General features: G+C 72.5%; 10 protein-coding genes. 4 read left to right on the forward strand and 6 right to left on the reverse strand.

Going from position 1 to position 15,213, the window contains the following annotated elements; genetic code table 11:
* Nucleotides 1-122 precede the first annotated feature (122 nt).
* From ACYVOO_RS17775 to ACYVOO_RS17795, 5 genes are all read right to left on the reverse strand, one after another.
* Nucleotides 123-788 (reverse strand): ADP-ribosyltransferase, encoded by a 666-nt coding sequence (locus ACYVOO_RS17775; protein ID WP_461016605.1) that lies wholly within the window; start codon nt 786-788, stop codon nt 123-125.
* 165 nt (nt 789-953) lie between these two features.
* Nucleotides 954-1,457, reverse strand: coding sequence for an ATP-binding protein (locus tag ACYVOO_RS17780; RefSeq protein ID WP_461016697.1), 504 nt, complete (start codon nt 1,455-1,457; stop codon nt 954-956).
* A gap of 350 nt (nt 1,458-1,807) precedes the next feature.
* The gene (locus tag ACYVOO_RS17785) at nt 1,808-2,575 is read right to left on the reverse strand and encodes an enoyl-CoA hydratase/isomerase family protein (protein WP_461016606.1); all 768 of its coding nucleotides are present in this window, start codon (nt 2,573-2,575) and stop codon (nt 1,808-1,810) included.
* Between the two features lie 121 nt (nt 2,576-2,696).
* Nucleotides 2,697-3,980, reverse strand: coding sequence for a L,D-transpeptidase (locus ACYVOO_RS17790; RefSeq protein WP_461016607.1), 1,284 nt, complete (start codon nt 3,978-3,980; stop codon nt 2,697-2,699).
* A 172-nt stretch (nt 3,981-4,152) separates the two neighbouring features.
* A complete protein-coding gene (locus ACYVOO_RS17795) occupies nt 4,153-5,403 on the reverse strand; it encodes a L,D-transpeptidase (protein ID WP_461016608.1) in 1,251 nt (416 codons plus the stop codon).
* A 435-nt stretch (nt 5,404-5,838) separates the two neighbouring features.
* On the opposite strand from ACYVOO_RS17795, the gene glgX reads away from it, so the two are divergent.
* Both glgX and ACYVOO_RS17805 read left to right on the forward strand, forming a co-directional pair.
* Nucleotides 5,839-8,004, forward strand: a complete 2,166-nt coding sequence (gene glgX, locus ACYVOO_RS17800; RefSeq protein ID WP_461016698.1) for a glycogen debranching protein GlgX — start codon at nt 5,839-5,841, stop codon at nt 8,002-8,004.
* A gap of 84 nt (nt 8,005-8,088) precedes the next feature.
* Complete coding sequence (locus tag ACYVOO_RS17805) at nt 8,089-9,402, forward strand: MFS transporter (protein WP_461016609.1); 1,314 nt, start codon at nt 8,089-8,091, stop codon at nt 9,400-9,402.
* 97 nt (nt 9,403-9,499) lie between these two features.
* Here the strand turns inward: ACYVOO_RS17805 and ACYVOO_RS17810 are convergent, their stop codons facing one another.
* Nucleotides 9,500-10,348, reverse strand: coding sequence for a glycosyltransferase family 2 protein (locus tag ACYVOO_RS17810; protein WP_453347264.1), 849 nt, complete (start codon nt 10,346-10,348; stop codon nt 9,500-9,502).
* Between the two features lie 506 nt (nt 10,349-10,854).
* Here ACYVOO_RS17810 and ACYVOO_RS17815 point away from each other — a divergent pair.
* Together ACYVOO_RS17815 and ACYVOO_RS17820 are read left to right on the forward strand one after the other, a co-directional pair.
* The gene (locus ACYVOO_RS17815; RefSeq protein WP_461016699.1) at nt 10,855-12,615 is read left to right on the forward strand and encodes an ABC transporter ATP-binding protein; all 1,761 of its coding nucleotides are present in this window, start codon (nt 10,855-10,857) and stop codon (nt 12,613-12,615) included.
* Nucleotides 12,612-15,014 carry an ABC transporter ATP-binding protein gene (locus ACYVOO_RS17820; protein ID WP_461016610.1) on the forward strand — a complete coding sequence of 801 codons (2,403 nt, stop codon included), beginning with the start codon at nt 12,612-12,614 and terminating at the stop codon, nt 15,012-15,014. The genes ACYVOO_RS17815 and ACYVOO_RS17820 overlap by 4 nt, the downstream gene beginning before the upstream one ends.
* Nucleotides 15,015-15,213 lie beyond the last annotated feature (199 nt).

A 15,213-nucleotide genomic window follows, 5' to 3' on the forward strand; every position in this document is an offset into this window, starting at 1 on the left:
CACCACCAGGTGCGAATGAGAGAAACCATGTGTAACCGTTCCATCGCACACGGTAGTCCATTGTGGCCCTGTCGTCCCAATGCCACCCCTTTGCTTACGATATGCCTCCGCTGCCGCGTCGGTCAGTTGCGCCAGGGGTCGTAGGAGGGGTTGTCGACGCACTCCGACATGATCTCGACGCGCTTCTCCGTGTCGACGGGGCAGGCGCCCACGATGAAGTCGTTGTCGATGCCGCCGGGGAACGCGACCTCCACCTGGCTCGCGTACTTGTGGTCGTCGCCGATGGTCTTGTTCACGTCGATGCCGCCGGGGGCGTCGATGTAGTAGTTGTAGCCGGGCCGCCAGCGCTTGTAGAGGTCGTGGTCGTAGCTGGTGCTGACGTAGGGCGAGTGCTGGTTCTTCAGCACGTACGCCTCCAGGTCGTACTGCCCGTTCTTCGTGTCCCTGGGCTGGAATCCCTCGGCGAAGATGACCGAGGGCGGGCGGCCGTCGGAGCGGTAGAGCTGCTGGCAGGTGGTGCGGTAGTGCGGCTCCGGGGTGATGCGGGCGAGGTCGACGTCGCGCGTGGCGGCGGCGTGGAGGCGGTCGTTGACCACGGGGCAGGAGGAGGGGCGTGCGGCCCGCTTCGACGTGGCGGACGGTGCCGCGGTGGACTTGTCCGGCCCGGCGGGCGCGGTCCCCTGGCCCCCCGGAGACTCCGGGGAGGCCGCTGCGGCGGCCGGGGTGAGGAGGGCGGCCAGGGTCAGTACGGCGGCGGCGACACGGCCGCTGATACGAGTAGTCGTCACGAGCAGGAGAATCGCCCCTCGCGCGGCCCCGGTTGGGCACCGTCACCCGATCGGCGGCGTGTCCCGCGCGGCGTCGGCGACGTCAGCGGCGGGGTGACATCGGCAGCGGGCGACGGCATCGGCGGCGGGCGACAGGCGGCGGCGACAGTGGCGTCGGCGGGCCGCTCAGTGGTCGGCGACCCGCATCTCGAACCACGTCGTCTTGCCGCGCGGCAGCAGATCGACGCCCCAGCGGTCGGAGAGGGTGTCGACGAGGAAGAGACCGCGTCCGCTCGTGTCGAGTTCGTGGACGGGGAGCAGACAGGGGAGGCCGCGGGACGGGTCGCGGATCTCGACGCGGATCCAGCCCCGGCGGCGCAGCATGCGGATGCCGAAGACATGGGCGCCGGTGTGCCGCACCGCGTTGCCGACCAGCTCCGAGACGAGGAGGACGGCGTGCTCGGTCAACTGTGACGGCAGCGCCCAGCTCGACTGGAGCACGGCCTGGGTGAGCTGGCGCGCGGTGCCGGCGGACTCGGGCCGGTTGGGCAGGCACACCTCGGCCACCGCCGGATCGCCCACCAGATCGAAGACCCTGCTGGCGCGCTCACCTCCCGTCGGCTCACTCGGGCCGTCAGGAACCCAGTCGGTCACGCTCGCCACATCTCCCTGTCCCGCCATGGCCACCATCATGGCGGCCCCGTGGGGCTCGCGGGCCCGTTCGCGGGGATCCGCGGTCGCGAAATCTCCCCATCCGTCACCCGGCCCAGGCATATGCCGAGGGCAGTGAAGGGGCGGACAGTGCCGCGCGACCAGGGATGACGATGCGTGCACTCGTGATCACAAGGCGCCACGACCGGGCTTCCCTTAAGGCTCATTTAAGGCGTAGCTCAGTCCCCCACAAGGCGGGGCGCGTGGGCGGCGCGTCTCACGCCACCCCCAACCACCCCACCCGTCCGAGGGGTTGCCCGGCGCCATCGGCCGCCGCGCCACGGCCCCGCGCGCACCGCGCCCTCATGCCCACGGCAAGCACCCTCGGCTCAGCGGAACTTCGCCTTCCCCGGGCCCTCCTCCACGAAGCTGCGCATCCCCGTCTCGCGGTCCTCGGTCGCGAAGAGCCCTGCGAACCAGGTGCGCTCCACGGTGAGGCCCGTGTCGATGTCCGTCTCCAGACCGGTGTCGACGGCCTCCTTGGCCGCGCGCAGCGCCAGCGCCGGGCCGGCGGCGAGCCGCGCCGCCCAGGCGTGCGCCTGCTCGTACACCTCGGCGTCGGGCACCACGCGGTCCACGAGGCCCAGCGCCAGCGCCTCGTCGGCCTTCACCTGGCGTCCGGTGAAGATGAGGTCCTTGGCGCGAGAGGGGCCGATCAGCCGGGCGAGGCGCTGGGTGCCGCCCGCTCCGGGGATGAGGCCGAGCAGGATCTCGGGCTGTCCGAGCTTGGCCTTCTCGCCCGCGATACGGATGTCGGCGCACAGCGCCAGTTCGCAGCCGCCGCCGAGCGCGTAGCCGTTGACGGCGGCGACGACGGGCTTGGGGATGCGCGCGATAGCGGTGAAGGAGTCCTGGAGCGCCCTGGACCGTACGACCATGGCCGCGTGGTCCATGGCCTGCATCTCCTTGATGTCCGCGCCCGCCGCGAACACCTTCTCGCCGCCGTGCAGGACGACGGCCCGTACGTCGTCCCTGTCGGTGACCTCGGCTGCCAGTGCGCGCAGCCGGTCCTGGGTGGCGGTGTCCAGCGCGTTCATCGGGGGACGGTCCAGACGGAGGGTGGCGACGCCCTCGGCGACCTCAAGGTTCACAGTCATGGGGGAAGGTTAACGGCCGTTACGCGCACCGTGACCTGTGCCGCACGCGGCGGGCCCGGTGCCGTTCCTCACAGCACCGGGCCCGCCCCTGACGACTCGTCCGCCGCCGTGGATCACCGTGTCACTGCTCGGCGGTCCACTTGTCCCAGTCCATGTTCCAGCCGTTGAGGCCGTTGTCGGGCTGGATGGTCTCGTCCTTGGAGTTCTTGATCTCGACGACGTCGCCGACGATCGAGTGGTTGAAGAACCACGCGCCCGGGGTGCCCGGATCGCCGCCGCCCTTCGCGTCGAAGAGGCCGACGCAGCCGTGGCTCAGGTTGGCCTGCCCGAACTGGGACTGGGCCGTCCAGTAGTTGCCGTGGATGAACGTGCCCGAGGTGCTCAGCCGCATGGCGTGGGGCACGTCCTTGATGTCGTACCCGCCCGAGCCCTCGTCGCGCCCGAAGCCGACGGTCCGGCCGTCCATCCGCGTCACCTTGAGGCGCTCGCTGATGACCATCTTGCCGTTGTACGTGGGGTTCGACGGGCTGCCCGAGGTGATCGGGAGGGTCTTGATCTTCTTGCCGTCGCGGGTGACGGTCATGGTCTTCTTCTTCGCGTCGACGACGCTGACCTGCTTGCGTCCGACGGTGAACTCCACGGACTTCTTCTGCGTCCCGTAGACCCCGTCGGCGCTCTCGACGCCGTTGAGGTCCAGTTCGAGGGTGACCTTCGTGCCCGCCGCCCAGTACTCCTCGGGGCGGAAGTCCAGGCGCTGGTCGCCGAACCAGTGGCCCTCGACGTCGACCTCGGGCTCTGCGGTGACGGAGATCGCCTCCTCCACCGCGTCCCGGTCCTTGATGGCGCGGTCGAAGTTGATGGACACGGGCATGCCCGCGCCGACCTTGTCGCCGTCGTCCGGGGTGAAGTGGCCGATGAACTTGTTCTTGGGGGTGAGCGTCGTGAACGTGGAGCGCTCGGTGGTCTCGCGGCCCTCGCTGTCACGGGCGACCGCGTCCACGGTGTACTTCGTGTCCGTCGTCAGATGGGAGTCCGGCTCCCACGACGTGCCGTCCTCGGCGATCTCCCCCTTGACCGGCTCGCCCTTGGAGTCGGCGACCTCGACCTTCGTCAGCTTCCCCTTGGCTGCCGTCACCTTGAGCGCGTCGTTCGTCGCGACGCCGTCGGCGCCGTCCTTGGGCGCGATGCTCACGACCGCCTTCGACGGGGTCTCGCTCGCTTCCTTGCCCACCTGCTGGTCGGCTCCGGCGTCTCCGCTGCCGCCGCCGCAGGTGGTGAGCACCAGCAGCAGCACGACGACCAGCACCGCGAGTCCCGCGGCGGAACCCCCTATGACCTGAGCACGGCGCTCCCCCGGTATCGCCTCAAGAGACAGTTTTCCCCTGGCGATGGCCTTCAGATCCAAAACGGGCTACTCCCCTCGCACGGCCCGCGCACCCGCGTGCGCCCCCGACGCGCGACACGCGCGTATGCGTTGTTAGATAACCACACCCCGGTGACAGGCGGGTCCCCCGCGATTGTCACCGTTCCGTCGCAGTTTCGGGAGGGGCGGCGGGAGGCTGTGGGAGCGCGACGGGTCAGCGCAGCGCCGAACCGGCCCGCCAGGACGCCCAGTCCATGTTCCAGCCGCCGAGCCCGTTGTCGGGCGCGACGGTGCGCTCGTCGGAACCCCGCACCTCGATCACGTCGCCCACCAGCGAACCGCGGAAGAAGGTACCGGCGGGCGAGCCGGGGCTGCCGCCCTTGGTGTCCCGCAGCCCCACGCAGCCGTGGCTGACGTTGGCGGAGCCGAACGTGCTCTTGGGCGCCCAGTAGTTGCCGTGCAGGAAGGTGCCGCTGTCGGTGAGTCGCATGGCGTGCGGCACGTCCTCGATGTCGTACTCGCCGCCGAAGCCGACCGTGCGCCCGTTCATGCGCGTCACGTCGAACTTCTCGCTGACGACCATGCGCCCGTTGTACGTCGGGTTGCCGGGCGCGCCCGCCGTGACCGGCACCCGGTCGGCCACCGCGCCGTCGCGCAGCACCGTCATGGTGTGCCGGGCCGCGTCCACGACGCTGCGCTGGTCGCGGCCGACGGTGAAGTGGACACGCTTGTGCTGCACCCCGTAGACGCCCGGTGCCGCCTTCACGTCGCGCAGCCGCAGGTCGAGGGTGACGCGGGTGCCGGGGCGCCAGTACGTGCGCGGGCGGAAGTCGAGGCGGGAGCGGCCGAACCAGTGGGCGGCGATCTCCACGCTCGGCTCGGCGCGCACCGTGATCGCGCGCTCGACGGCGGCGCGGTCGGCGACGGGCCGGGTGAAGTCGATGGACGGGATCATTCCGGTGCCCACCGTCTGCCGGTGCTCGGGGGTGAAGAAGCCGATGAAGCGGTGCTCGGGCACCTGGGTCCTGAAGGTGGTGTGCCGGGCCGTGCGGCGGCCGTTTCCGTCGAGCGCGACGACGTCCACCGTGTACTCGCTGGCCAGCGCCAGTTTCCCGGCCTCCTCGGCGGGCTGCCAGGTGCGCCCATCGCCGGAGAGGCGTCCTGGCAGGGCGCGCCTCTGCGCGTCGCCCTTGCGCAGGACGCGTACGCGCTCCAGCCGCCCCTCGCGTACGGAGACCTCCAGGGGGTCGGCGGCGCGCACGCCCGTGGCCTCGTCGTGCGGGGTCACCCGGATGGACCGCGCGGACGGCTTCCCTTCGGCGGCGACGCCGCAGGCGGCGGAGAGGGCGCAGACGGACGCGGCGAGGACCGCAGACAGCCACTTACGGGGCGTGCGGAAGCGCCCTCGCGCGGGTTCCGCGCCCTTCGCACCGCTCGCACCGCCGTCGCACTCCGACCACTCCATCGCCGCGCACCCCCGCGAGATCGCCGTTTGCGGGGACCAACGACCGTACTCCGTCCGGGAAACGAATCGATCACGCGTGTGAGCGGGGTGTCCCTTTCGGGAAGAATCGGGGCGAGGACCGCAGACCAGCGCCCGGCCGGGACGCCGCGCGCCCGTGGTCCGACCGAGCCGCGAGCCGCGGGAGGCAGCCACGTGTCGCACGCACCGGAGCAGGGAGCACCGGCCGACGGACTGTCCGACGGGCTGGCCGGTGCCCCGTCACCGCCACGGTCCAACGGCCACGGCTCCCCCGCAGCGCGCCACCCGGACGGCGGAGGGTCCGCGTCCGCTCCGGCGTCCCCGTGGGCCCCGAGGTGGGAGCCGGGTGGCGTCGCGGCGAGCGATGTCCCGGAGGAGCGGGGACGAGAGCCGGGTGCCGTCGCGGGCCGCGGCGCCGTGTGGCCAGGGAGCCCGCAGCCGCTGGGGGCCCGCCACCACATCGGACCCGACGGCGTGGCGGGCACGAACTTCGCCCTGTGGGCGGGCGGCGCCGAGGCCGTCGAGCTGTGCCTCTTCGACGAGCTGGGCGCCGAGACACGCCGCCCGCTGACCGAACTGACCCACGAGATCTGGCACGGCTTCGTGCCGGGGGTGCGCCCCGGGCAGCGGTACGGGTACCGCGTACACGGGCGCTGGGACCCGTGGACGGGGGCGCGCTGGAACCCGGCGAAGCTGCTGCTCGACCCGTACGCGCGCGCCGTGGACGGCGATTTCACGCTGCCGCCCGAGGTCTACGGGCATGTGCGCGACTGGCCGCAGCAGGACCTGGCCGACACCGTGCGCGACGGCCACGACTCGGCCCCCCACGTCCCCAAGGGCGTCGTCGTGGACGACGACGACGCGTGGGACGACGACCGCAGGCCGAAGACCCCATGGGCCGACTCGGTCCTCTACGAGCTGCACGTGCGCGGGTTCACGCTGCGCCATCCGGACGTCCCCGAGGAGCTGCGGGGCACGTACGCGGGGCTGGCGCACCCGGCCGCGATCGGGCATCTCACGCGGCTGGGCGTGACGGCCGTGGAGCTGCTGCCGGTGCACCAGTTCGCGCACGAGGACCATCTGCTGCGCCGTGGGCTGCGCAACTACTGGGGCTACAACTCGATCGGGTACTTCGCGCCGCACGCCGCGTACGCCGCCAGCGGTACGCGCGGCCAGCAGGTGGGCGAGTTCAAGCGGATGGTGCGGGCGCTGCACGCGGCCGGGATCGAGGTCGTCCTGGACGTGGTCTACAACCACACGGCCGAGGGCAGCGAGAACGGGCCGACGCTGTCGCTGCGCGGCATCGACAACCGCGGCTACTACCGGCTGGCGCCCGACCCGCGCCGCTACGCCGACTACACCGGCTGCGGAAACACCCTCCATGTGGTGCAGCCCCAGACCCTGCGGCTGATCACCGACTCGCTGCGCTACTGGGTGCAGGAAATGGGCGTCGACGGATTCCGCTTCGACCTCGCCTCCGCGCTGGCCCGCTCCATGCACGACGTGGACATGCTCTCCCCGTTCCTGGCCGTCATCGCCCAGGACCCCGTGCTGCGGCGCGTGAAGCTGATCGCCGAGCCCTGGGACGTGGGCAGCGGCGGCTATCAGGTGGGCGCCTTCCCGCCCCTGTGGACGGAGTGGAACGACCGCTACCGCGACACCGTCCGCGACTTCTGGCGGGGCGCGCTGCCCGACGTACGGGACCTGGGCTACCGGCTCTCGGGGTCGAGCGACCTGTACGCCTGGGGCGGCCGGCGCCCGTACGCCTCCGTCAACTTCATCACCGCGCACGACGGCTTCACGCTGCGCGACCTCGTCAGCTACGAGACCAAGCACAACGAGGAGAACGGCGAGGACAACAGGGACGGCACCGACGACAACCGGGCCTGGAACTGCGGCGCCGAGGGCGATACCGGGGACGCGGCCGTGAACGCCCTGCGCCGCGGGCAACTGCGGGCCATGGTGACGACGCTGCTGCTGTCCACGGGCGTGCCGATGCTCGTCGCGGGCGACGAGATGGGGCGCACGCAGGGCGGCAACAACAACGCCTACTGCCAGGACAGCACGACGAGCTGGGTGGACTGGTCGCTGCTCCGGGACGGGGAAGGCGGGGATGGCGGGGGCGGCTGGGGCGGCTGGGGGGAGCTGTTCGCGCTGACGTCGCGGCTGCTGCGGCTGCGGCGCGAGCACCCCGTACTGCGGCGCAAGGCGTTCTTCTCGGGCCGCCCGCACGGCCCCGAAGGGCTGCGGGACCTGGCGTGGTTCACGGGGAGCGGCGAGGAGATGACGGAGCCCGACTGGTTCAGGCCCAGCAGGACGCTGGGGATGTTCCTCTCCGGGCGCGACATTCCGCAACGCGACGCGAAGGGCGCGCCCGTGCGGGACGACAGCTTCCTGTGCGTGCTGCACGCGGAGCCGGAGGCGGGCGCGTTCACGCTGCCGGGGCCGCCATGGGGGCGACGGTACGAGCTGGTCGTCGACACCTCACGCGAGGACCAGACGGAGCCGCCCGGGACGGTGCACGAGGCCGGTGAGGTGCTTCCGCTTCCGGCGCGCTCGGTGCGGTTGCTGCGGGTGCGGTAGGGGCTTCAGGGACGCTGGAGGACGGGGCGCCCGGCCGTTAATCCTGTGGACGGGGCGAGGGGGCCGCACCACACTGACGGCCTTGTGACCGCTGCCTCCCCCTCCCCTCCTTCCCCGTCCGCCTCATCGGCCTCGTCCGCGTCTCCCCCATCACTTCCCGGACCCGTTCCGTCCGGGCCGCCCGGCAGGCTCTGGTCGCGCGACTTCCTGCTCTTCTTCACCGCGCGGGCCGTCGCCAAGCTCGGCGACGCGATGCTGCCGATCGCCCTGTCGGCCGGGCTGCTCCAGCACGGGCACGGCCCCGGTGCGATCGGCGGGGCGCTGGCCGTCTTCACGGTCTGCTTCGCGGGCTTCGTCGTCTTCGGCGGGGTCTTCTGCGACAGGTTCGACACGCGTGCGCTGATGGTCGGCTCGGATCTGGTGCGGGTGGGGACGCAGGGGCTGGCCTCGATGCTGTTCCTCACGGAACACGTGGTGCTGTGGCAGATCTGTGTGATCGGCGCGGTCAACGGGATCGCCGCCGGACTGTTCCAGCCCGGGGTCGCCAGCACGATCCCGCGGGTGGCCCGCGACATCCAGGCCGCCAACGGCGCCGTCCGCACCGCCGAGTCCATGGCCATGCTCGCCGGGCCCGCGCTGGCGGGCCTGCTGGTCGCCGTCGCCTCGGCGGGCGGCGTCTTCGCGGCGCACGCGGCGACGTACGCGCTCAGCGCCCTGTGCCTGGCGCTGCTGCGGATGCCGCGCGATGTGCCGGGGCCCGGGGAGACTGCTGGGGAGGCCCGGAGCAGCTACCGTGCCGATCTCGTCGAGGGCTGGCGGGAGTTCAGGGCGCGCACCTGGATGTGGGGCGTCATCGTCATCTGGATGGTCTACATGATCACGACGACGGGACCGCTGGTGCCGCTGGGCGCGTCGGAGATCATCCCGTCGCTGGGCGCGGGCGCGTACGGGCTCGTCAACTCGGCCCTCGGCGCGGGCACGGCGCTCGGCGGGCTGCTCGCCATGCGGATACGGCCGCTGCACCAGCTCCGCGCGGGCTCCGTCGCGATGTTCGGGGCCTGCTTCTTCCCGGCCGCCGTGGGCGCGCACCTGCCGCTGCCGCTGATGATGAGCGGGGCTGCGCTGTCCGGTGCGGCGATGGGGTTCTGGGGCGTGATGTGGGCGACGAGCGTGCAGACGCAGGTGCCGGGCCCCGTGCTGAACCGCATCCACGCGTACGAGGTCGCGGGCTCGCTCTCGATGCTGCCCGCCGGCCAGGCCCTCGCGGGCCCCGCGGCGCAGCTCCTGGGGGCGCGGACCGTGCTGCTGCTGGGCGGGGCGATGGCGCTCGTCGTCTCGGCCGCGCTGCTGTCCGTCCCGGCGATCAGGAACCTGCGCCGGGTGACGGGTGACGGGTGACGGGCAGCGGGTGTCAGATGACGGATAACAGGTGACGGGTATCAGATAACAGATAACCAATATCCAATAACGGCTAACAGCCCACAGCCAACCGGCGTCAGATGACAGGCGGCCGTCCGAGCCGGGTCATGCGCCATACCGTCCGCCAGCGCATCGGCCTGCGCTCCCCGCACGGGGTCTGCACCCCCTCGGCGAAACCGCCCGCCCAGGCCCGCAGCCCCACGAGGGAGCGCGTGCGCAGCAGGGTCAGCAGCGTCCACGTGCCGAGGTAGACGGGGATGAGCGGGAGCGGGAGGTTCCGGCGGGCGAGCCAGACGCGGTTGCGCGCGGTCATCCGGTAGTAGATGGCGTGCCGCGCGGGCGAGGTGCGCGGGTGCTGGAGCAGCAGTTCGGGCGCGTAGCGGACCTTCCAGCCCGCGTCGAGCGCGCGCCAGGCGAGGTCCGTCTCCTCGTGGGCGAAGAAGAACTCGTCGGGCCAGTCGCCGGTCTCCTCCAGCATGCGCGTGCGCAGCGCGTGGCCGCCGCCGAGGAACGTCGTGGTCAGGCCGCCGCGCATCGGGTCGCGCGAGCGCAGGCGCGGGACGTGGCGGCGCTGCGTGTGCCCTGTCTCGTCGGCGATGCGGAAGCTGAGGACGCCGAGTCCCTGGTCGTGCGCCATCAGGTCCTGGATGCGGCCGAAGACGTCGCGGCCGACGAGCAGTCCGTCGTCGTCCAGGTCGATGACGACGTCGACGTCTCCGTGGGCGAGCAGCGCGTCGAGCGCCGCGTTGCGCCCGCCGGTGACGCCGAGGTTCTCGTCCAGCTCGACCTTGGTCACCGGGGGCAGGGTCGCGGGGAACTCGGGCAGGGGCGTGCCGTTGCCGACGACCACGACGCGCGTCGGCCGTACGTCCTGCTCGGCCACAGAGCGCAGCAGCGCCTCCAGCTCGCGGGGCCGGTTGCCCATGGTGATGACGGCGACCCCCAGCCGCGGCCTCCCCTGGGGCTCGGGGCGCTGGACGCGGCTGCGCTGCTCGGGCTGGGGCTGGGCGTACGCGGTCATGGACGGATGCTAGTTGTTCACCGTTCCCGCCACGGCACGGCATGCCGCGTTCAGGCGCGGGTGCCCGGGATGCCATGCGGACGGGCGGCGCGCGGGTACGGACCCGGGCGCGCGCGGGTGTCGCAAGGAGCGCGCGGGGAGCGAGAACGGTGGTGAGGGGGCGCGGGCGGGGCCGGGGGAACGGGCCGGGAAAACCGGATGAGCGTTGTCAGTGGCGGTCCGTACTCTCGTGAAATGTGACCGCCACAGCCGCCAGCAGCCCCTTACCGGACGGAGCGCCGCCCGGTGCGTCCGCGTCCTCGTCCGTGTCCCCGTCCCCGTCCGCGCCCGTCGTTGCCGAGGGGCGGCGCTCGGCCGTGCGTTCGCTGGTGCGGCTGTGGCCGTATGTGCGGCCGGTGCGGGTGCGGCTGATGTCCGCCGCGCTCGTGGGTGTCATCGCCTCGTGCATGGGGCTCGTGATCCCGCTGGTGCTCAAGTGGATCGTGGACGGGCCCGTCGCCGCGCGGGACGCGGGAGGGGTGTGGCTGGGCGGGGCCCTGCTCCTCGCGGTGGGTGTGGCGGAGGCGGTCCTGTTCGGGCTGCGCCGCTGGCTGGTGGCCAGGCCGCTCGCGGGGGTGGAGGCCACGATGCGGGCGGGGCTCTACGAACGGCTGCAACGCCTGCCCGTCTCCTTCCACGACCGCTGGGCCAGCGGGCAGCTCCTGTCGCGCGCGACGACGGATCTCCAGTTGCTGCGCATGTTCTTCGCCTTCCCCCTGACGTTCCTGCTGGTCAACGGCGCCACGATCCTCGTGGGCTGCGTGATTCTGCTGATGCAGCAGTGGGTGCTGGGGCTGGTGCTGCTCGCGCCCGTGATCCCGCTGGTGGTGCTGTGCTCCGTCTTCGAGACGCGGTACGCGGTGGCGGCACGTCGCGCGCAGGACCAGGTCGGGGATCTGACGACGGTGGTCGAGGAGGCCGTTCTCGGGATACGGATCATCAAGGGCTTCGGCCGCCACCGCAGCCAGGCCCGCGCCTTCCGCGTCCTCTCGGAGCGGCTGCTCGGCACGGAGCTGCGCAAGGCGAGGCTGCTGGCGGGCATCTGGGCGCTGGTCATGACGCTGCCAGAGATCGCCATCGGCGCCGCGCTGGTGCTGGGCACGCTCCAGGTGGCGGAGGGGGAGCTGTCGGCCGGGACCCTGGTGGCCTTCCTGTCCACGGCGCTGGCGCTGCGCTGGCCCGTGGAGTCGATCGGGTTCCTGCTGGCGATGAGCAACGAGGCGGCGACGGCCGCTGACCGCTTCTTCGAGGTCATGGACGCGCCCCTGCCGGCGGACGCGCCAGCGCCCGCGCACACGGGTGTGAGCGCGCGCAGGGACGAGGAGGCCGACGGCGGGCTGCGGTTCGACGGGGTGGGCTTCCGCTATCCCGACGCGGCGCCCGGCTCCCCCGCCACGCTCGAAGGCGTCGATCTGCACATACACCCGGGCGAGACCATGGCCCTGGTCGGCGGCACGGGCAGCGGCAAGACGACGCTCGCCGCGCTCGTGCCCCGGCTCCACGAAGCCACCGCCGGACGGATCACGCTCGACGGCGCCGACATCGCGGACATGCCACGGGACGCGCTGCGCGCACGAGTGGCCGTCGCCTTCGAGGAGCCGACCCTCTTCTCGGCCTCCGTGCGCGAGAACGTGCTGATGGGCGCCTCGGACGACGGGAGGAAGACGGACGAGGAACAGGCCGGGGAGAAGGAGGCGTTCGCGCGGGCGCTGCGGGTCACGCGGGCCGATGGTTTCGTCGGTGCGCTCCCCAAGGGCGCCGACACCCAGGTCGGCGAGCAGGGGCTGAGCCTCTCCGGCGGTCAGCGGCAACGGCTGGCGCTCGCGCGCGCCGTGGTCGGGCAGCCCCGGTTCCTCATCCTGGACGACCCGCTCTCCGCGCTGGACGTGCACACGGAGGCGGCGGTCGAGGCCGCGCTGCGCGAGGTGCTGACCGGCACCACCGCGCTCGTCATCGCGCACCGGCCCTCGACGGTCCAACTGGCCGACCGCGTGGCGCTGCTCTCTGGCGGACGCGTCACGGCCGTGGGCACCCACCACGAACTGCTGCGGAGCAACACGGAGTACCGCCATCTGATGTCCGGCGAGGACCACGACGGAGACGAGGACGACAGGGACGAGGGGGAGCGTTGACCAGCACCGTACGCGGCGCGAACGCGCACAGCGGCCAAGAGGACCCCCGCCCCGGCACGGGCACGGATAAGAACACGGGCACGGGCACGGGCACGGGCTCCGACACAGGCACGGGCACCGGCCACGTCACCGCCCGCCGCACCGGCACGGGAACCGGCAACAGCACCAGCACGGGCGCAGGGACCGGCACCGGGACCAGCACCGGGACCAGCATGGACACCGAAACCGGCACCGGCCACGTCAACGCCCGCCGCACCGACACGGGAAACAGCACCGGCACCGGCACGGGAACCGGCACCCGTGCGGGCGCAGGGACCGGCACGGAAACCGGCACTGGCACTGGCACTGGCCACATCACCGCCCGCCGGACTGGCAGGAGCACCAGCGCCTGCACGGGCACCAGCACCCGTGCAGGCGCAGGCTCCGGCACCGGCACCGGCACGGGCTCCCCCACGTCCAGCCCCGGCCCAAGCACAGGCACCGCGCACCCGCCCGAGCCCCACCCCGCCCCCAACCCCGCTCCCGCCGACGACCCCTTCACCCGGGACGTCCTCCCCGCGCCCCCGGGCGCCTCACGGAAGCTGCTCGGGTCGCTCCTGCGCCCGCGCCGCGGGCGCGTGGCCGTCGCGGCGCTGCTGCTGTTCCTCCAGCAGGCCGCCGTCCAGGCGGGCCCGCTGCTCGTCGCGCTCGCCATCGACCGCGCCGTCCCCGCCCTGCGCGAGCACGAGGACTCCGGCCCGCTGCTGGCCGTCGGAGCCGCCTATCTCCTCTGCGCGCTCGCGTCCGGCGCCTTCCAGCACGCCTTCATCCTCGCCGCGGCCCGCGTCAACCAGGGTGTGCTGCTGGAGCTGCGCGGGCGTATATACCGGCACGCGCAGGCCCTCAGCGTCGACTTCCACGACCGCTACACCTCCGGGCGCCTCATATCCCGCGCCACGACGGACGTCGAGTCGCTGCGCGAACTCCTCGACGAGGGGCTGCAGGAACTGCTCGCCGTGCTGCTGTCCACGGTCTACATCCTCGCGATGCTGCTCTACCTGGACGTCGGCCTCGGCGGTGCCGCGCTGTTCTCGTTCGTGCCGCTGTCCCTGCTCGTGCGGAACTTCCACCACCGTTCGCTGCGCGTGTACCGCACGAAGTCGACGGCCATCGCCTCCGTCATCGTGAAGTTCGCCGAGACGATGAACGGCATACACCCCGTGCAGTCCTTCCGCCGCGAGCGCGCGAACGACGCGGCGTTCGCGCGGCTCAACGGCGCGCACCGCGAGGTCAACGGCGCCGCCATCCTGGAGCTGGCGCGCTATGTGGTCTGCTCGCGCCTCGTCGCCAACGTCGCCCTCGCCGCGCTCGTCGTCTGGGGCGCCTACCGCGTCGCCTCGGGCGGTCTCGCGCTCGGCGTGCTCGCCGCGGCGGCGCTGTATCTGCGGCGGCTGTACGACCCCATCGACCGGCTGGGTGTCTTCCTCAACTCGTACCAGTCGGCCGCCGCCTCGCTAGAGAAGATCGCCGGGCTGCTGGCCCAGACGCCGTCCGTGCCCGAGCCCGCCGAGCCCAGGACGCTGCCCCCGCGCGACGCCGCACGCCCCGGCCGCGAGGTGGTCTTCGACGGCGTCCGCTTCGCCTACCGCACGGGCGGCGAGGTGCTGCCCCGCTTCGATCTGACGCTGCCCGCCGGGCAGACCGTCGCCGTCGTCGGCGCGACGGGAGCGGGCAAGTCCACCCTCGCCAAGCTGCTGGCCCGCTTCTACGACCCGTCGTCGGGCCGGGTCCTCCTCGACGGCACCGATCTGCGCGACCTGGACACGCCGACGCTGCGCTCCGGGGTCGTCATGGTCACCCAGGAGGCGTTCCTCTTCTCCGGGACGGTCGCCGAGAACATCGCCATCGGCCGCCCTGACGCCACCCGCGCCGAGATCGAGCACGCCGCGAAGTCCATCGGCGCCCACGACTTCATCGCCGCCCTCCCCGACGGGTACGACACGGACGTCCGCAAGCGTGGCGGGCGCATCTCGGCGGGGCAGCGGCAGCTCGTGGCCTTCGCGCGGGCGCTGCTGGCCGACCCGTCCGTGCTGATCCTCGACGAGGCGACGTCCTCGCTCGACGTCCCCGGCGAGCGCGCGGTGCAGCGCGCGATGGCGACGGTGCTGCGGGGCCGTACGGCCGTGGTCATCGCGCACCGGCTCTCCACCGTGCTGATAGCGGACCGGGTGCTGGTGATGGAGGACGGGCGGATCGTGGAGGACGGCGCGCCGGACGCGCTCATCGCGGGCGGCAAAGGCGGCACAGGCGGCACAGGCGGCGCGAACGGCACGGGCAGCGCGGACGGTTCAGACAGCGCGGGCGAGGGCCGCTTCGCGGGGCTGCACCGGGCCTGGCGGGACAGCTTGTCCAGGTCGTGACGTTCGCGCGACGGCCCGGCGCCACAGCAGCGGAACGGCCGCGGAGCCGTGGCCTCCGCCGCGTCGCAGGTCAGGGAACCGTTGATTCCGCCGCGCGGCGCCACCCGTGACCGTCAGGTTCGCTCAGCGGACACCGTTTTTTCGTCAACGGACGACTTCTGGCCAACTTTGCGTCACTCCCGTGCCACGGACAGCCTTT

Source organism: Streptomyces daliensis (assembly GCF_054782395.1).

Bases quoted from the DNA above. Each gene is read 5' to 3' on its own strand.
- ACYVOO_RS17780 (WP_461016697.1), bottom strand. From the start codon at position 1,457: ATGGTGGCCATGGCGGGACAGGGAGATGTGGCGAGCGTGACCGACTGG.
- ACYVOO_RS17785 (WP_461016606.1), bottom strand. From the start codon at position 2,575: ATGACTGTGAACCTTGAGGTCGCCGAGGGCGTCGCCACCCTCCGTCTG.
- ACYVOO_RS17795 (WP_461016608.1), bottom strand. From the start codon at position 5,403: ATGGAGTGGTCGGAGTGCGACGGCGGTGCGAGCGGTGCGAAGGGCGCG.
- ACYVOO_RS17810 (WP_453347264.1), bottom strand. From the start codon at position 10,348: ATGGGCAACCGGCCCCGCGAGCTGGAGGCGCTGCTGCGCTCTGTGGCC.
- ACYVOO_RS17815 (WP_461016699.1), top strand. From the start codon at position 10,855: ATGTCCGCCGCGCTCGTGGGTGTCATCGCCTCGTGCATGGGGCTCGTG.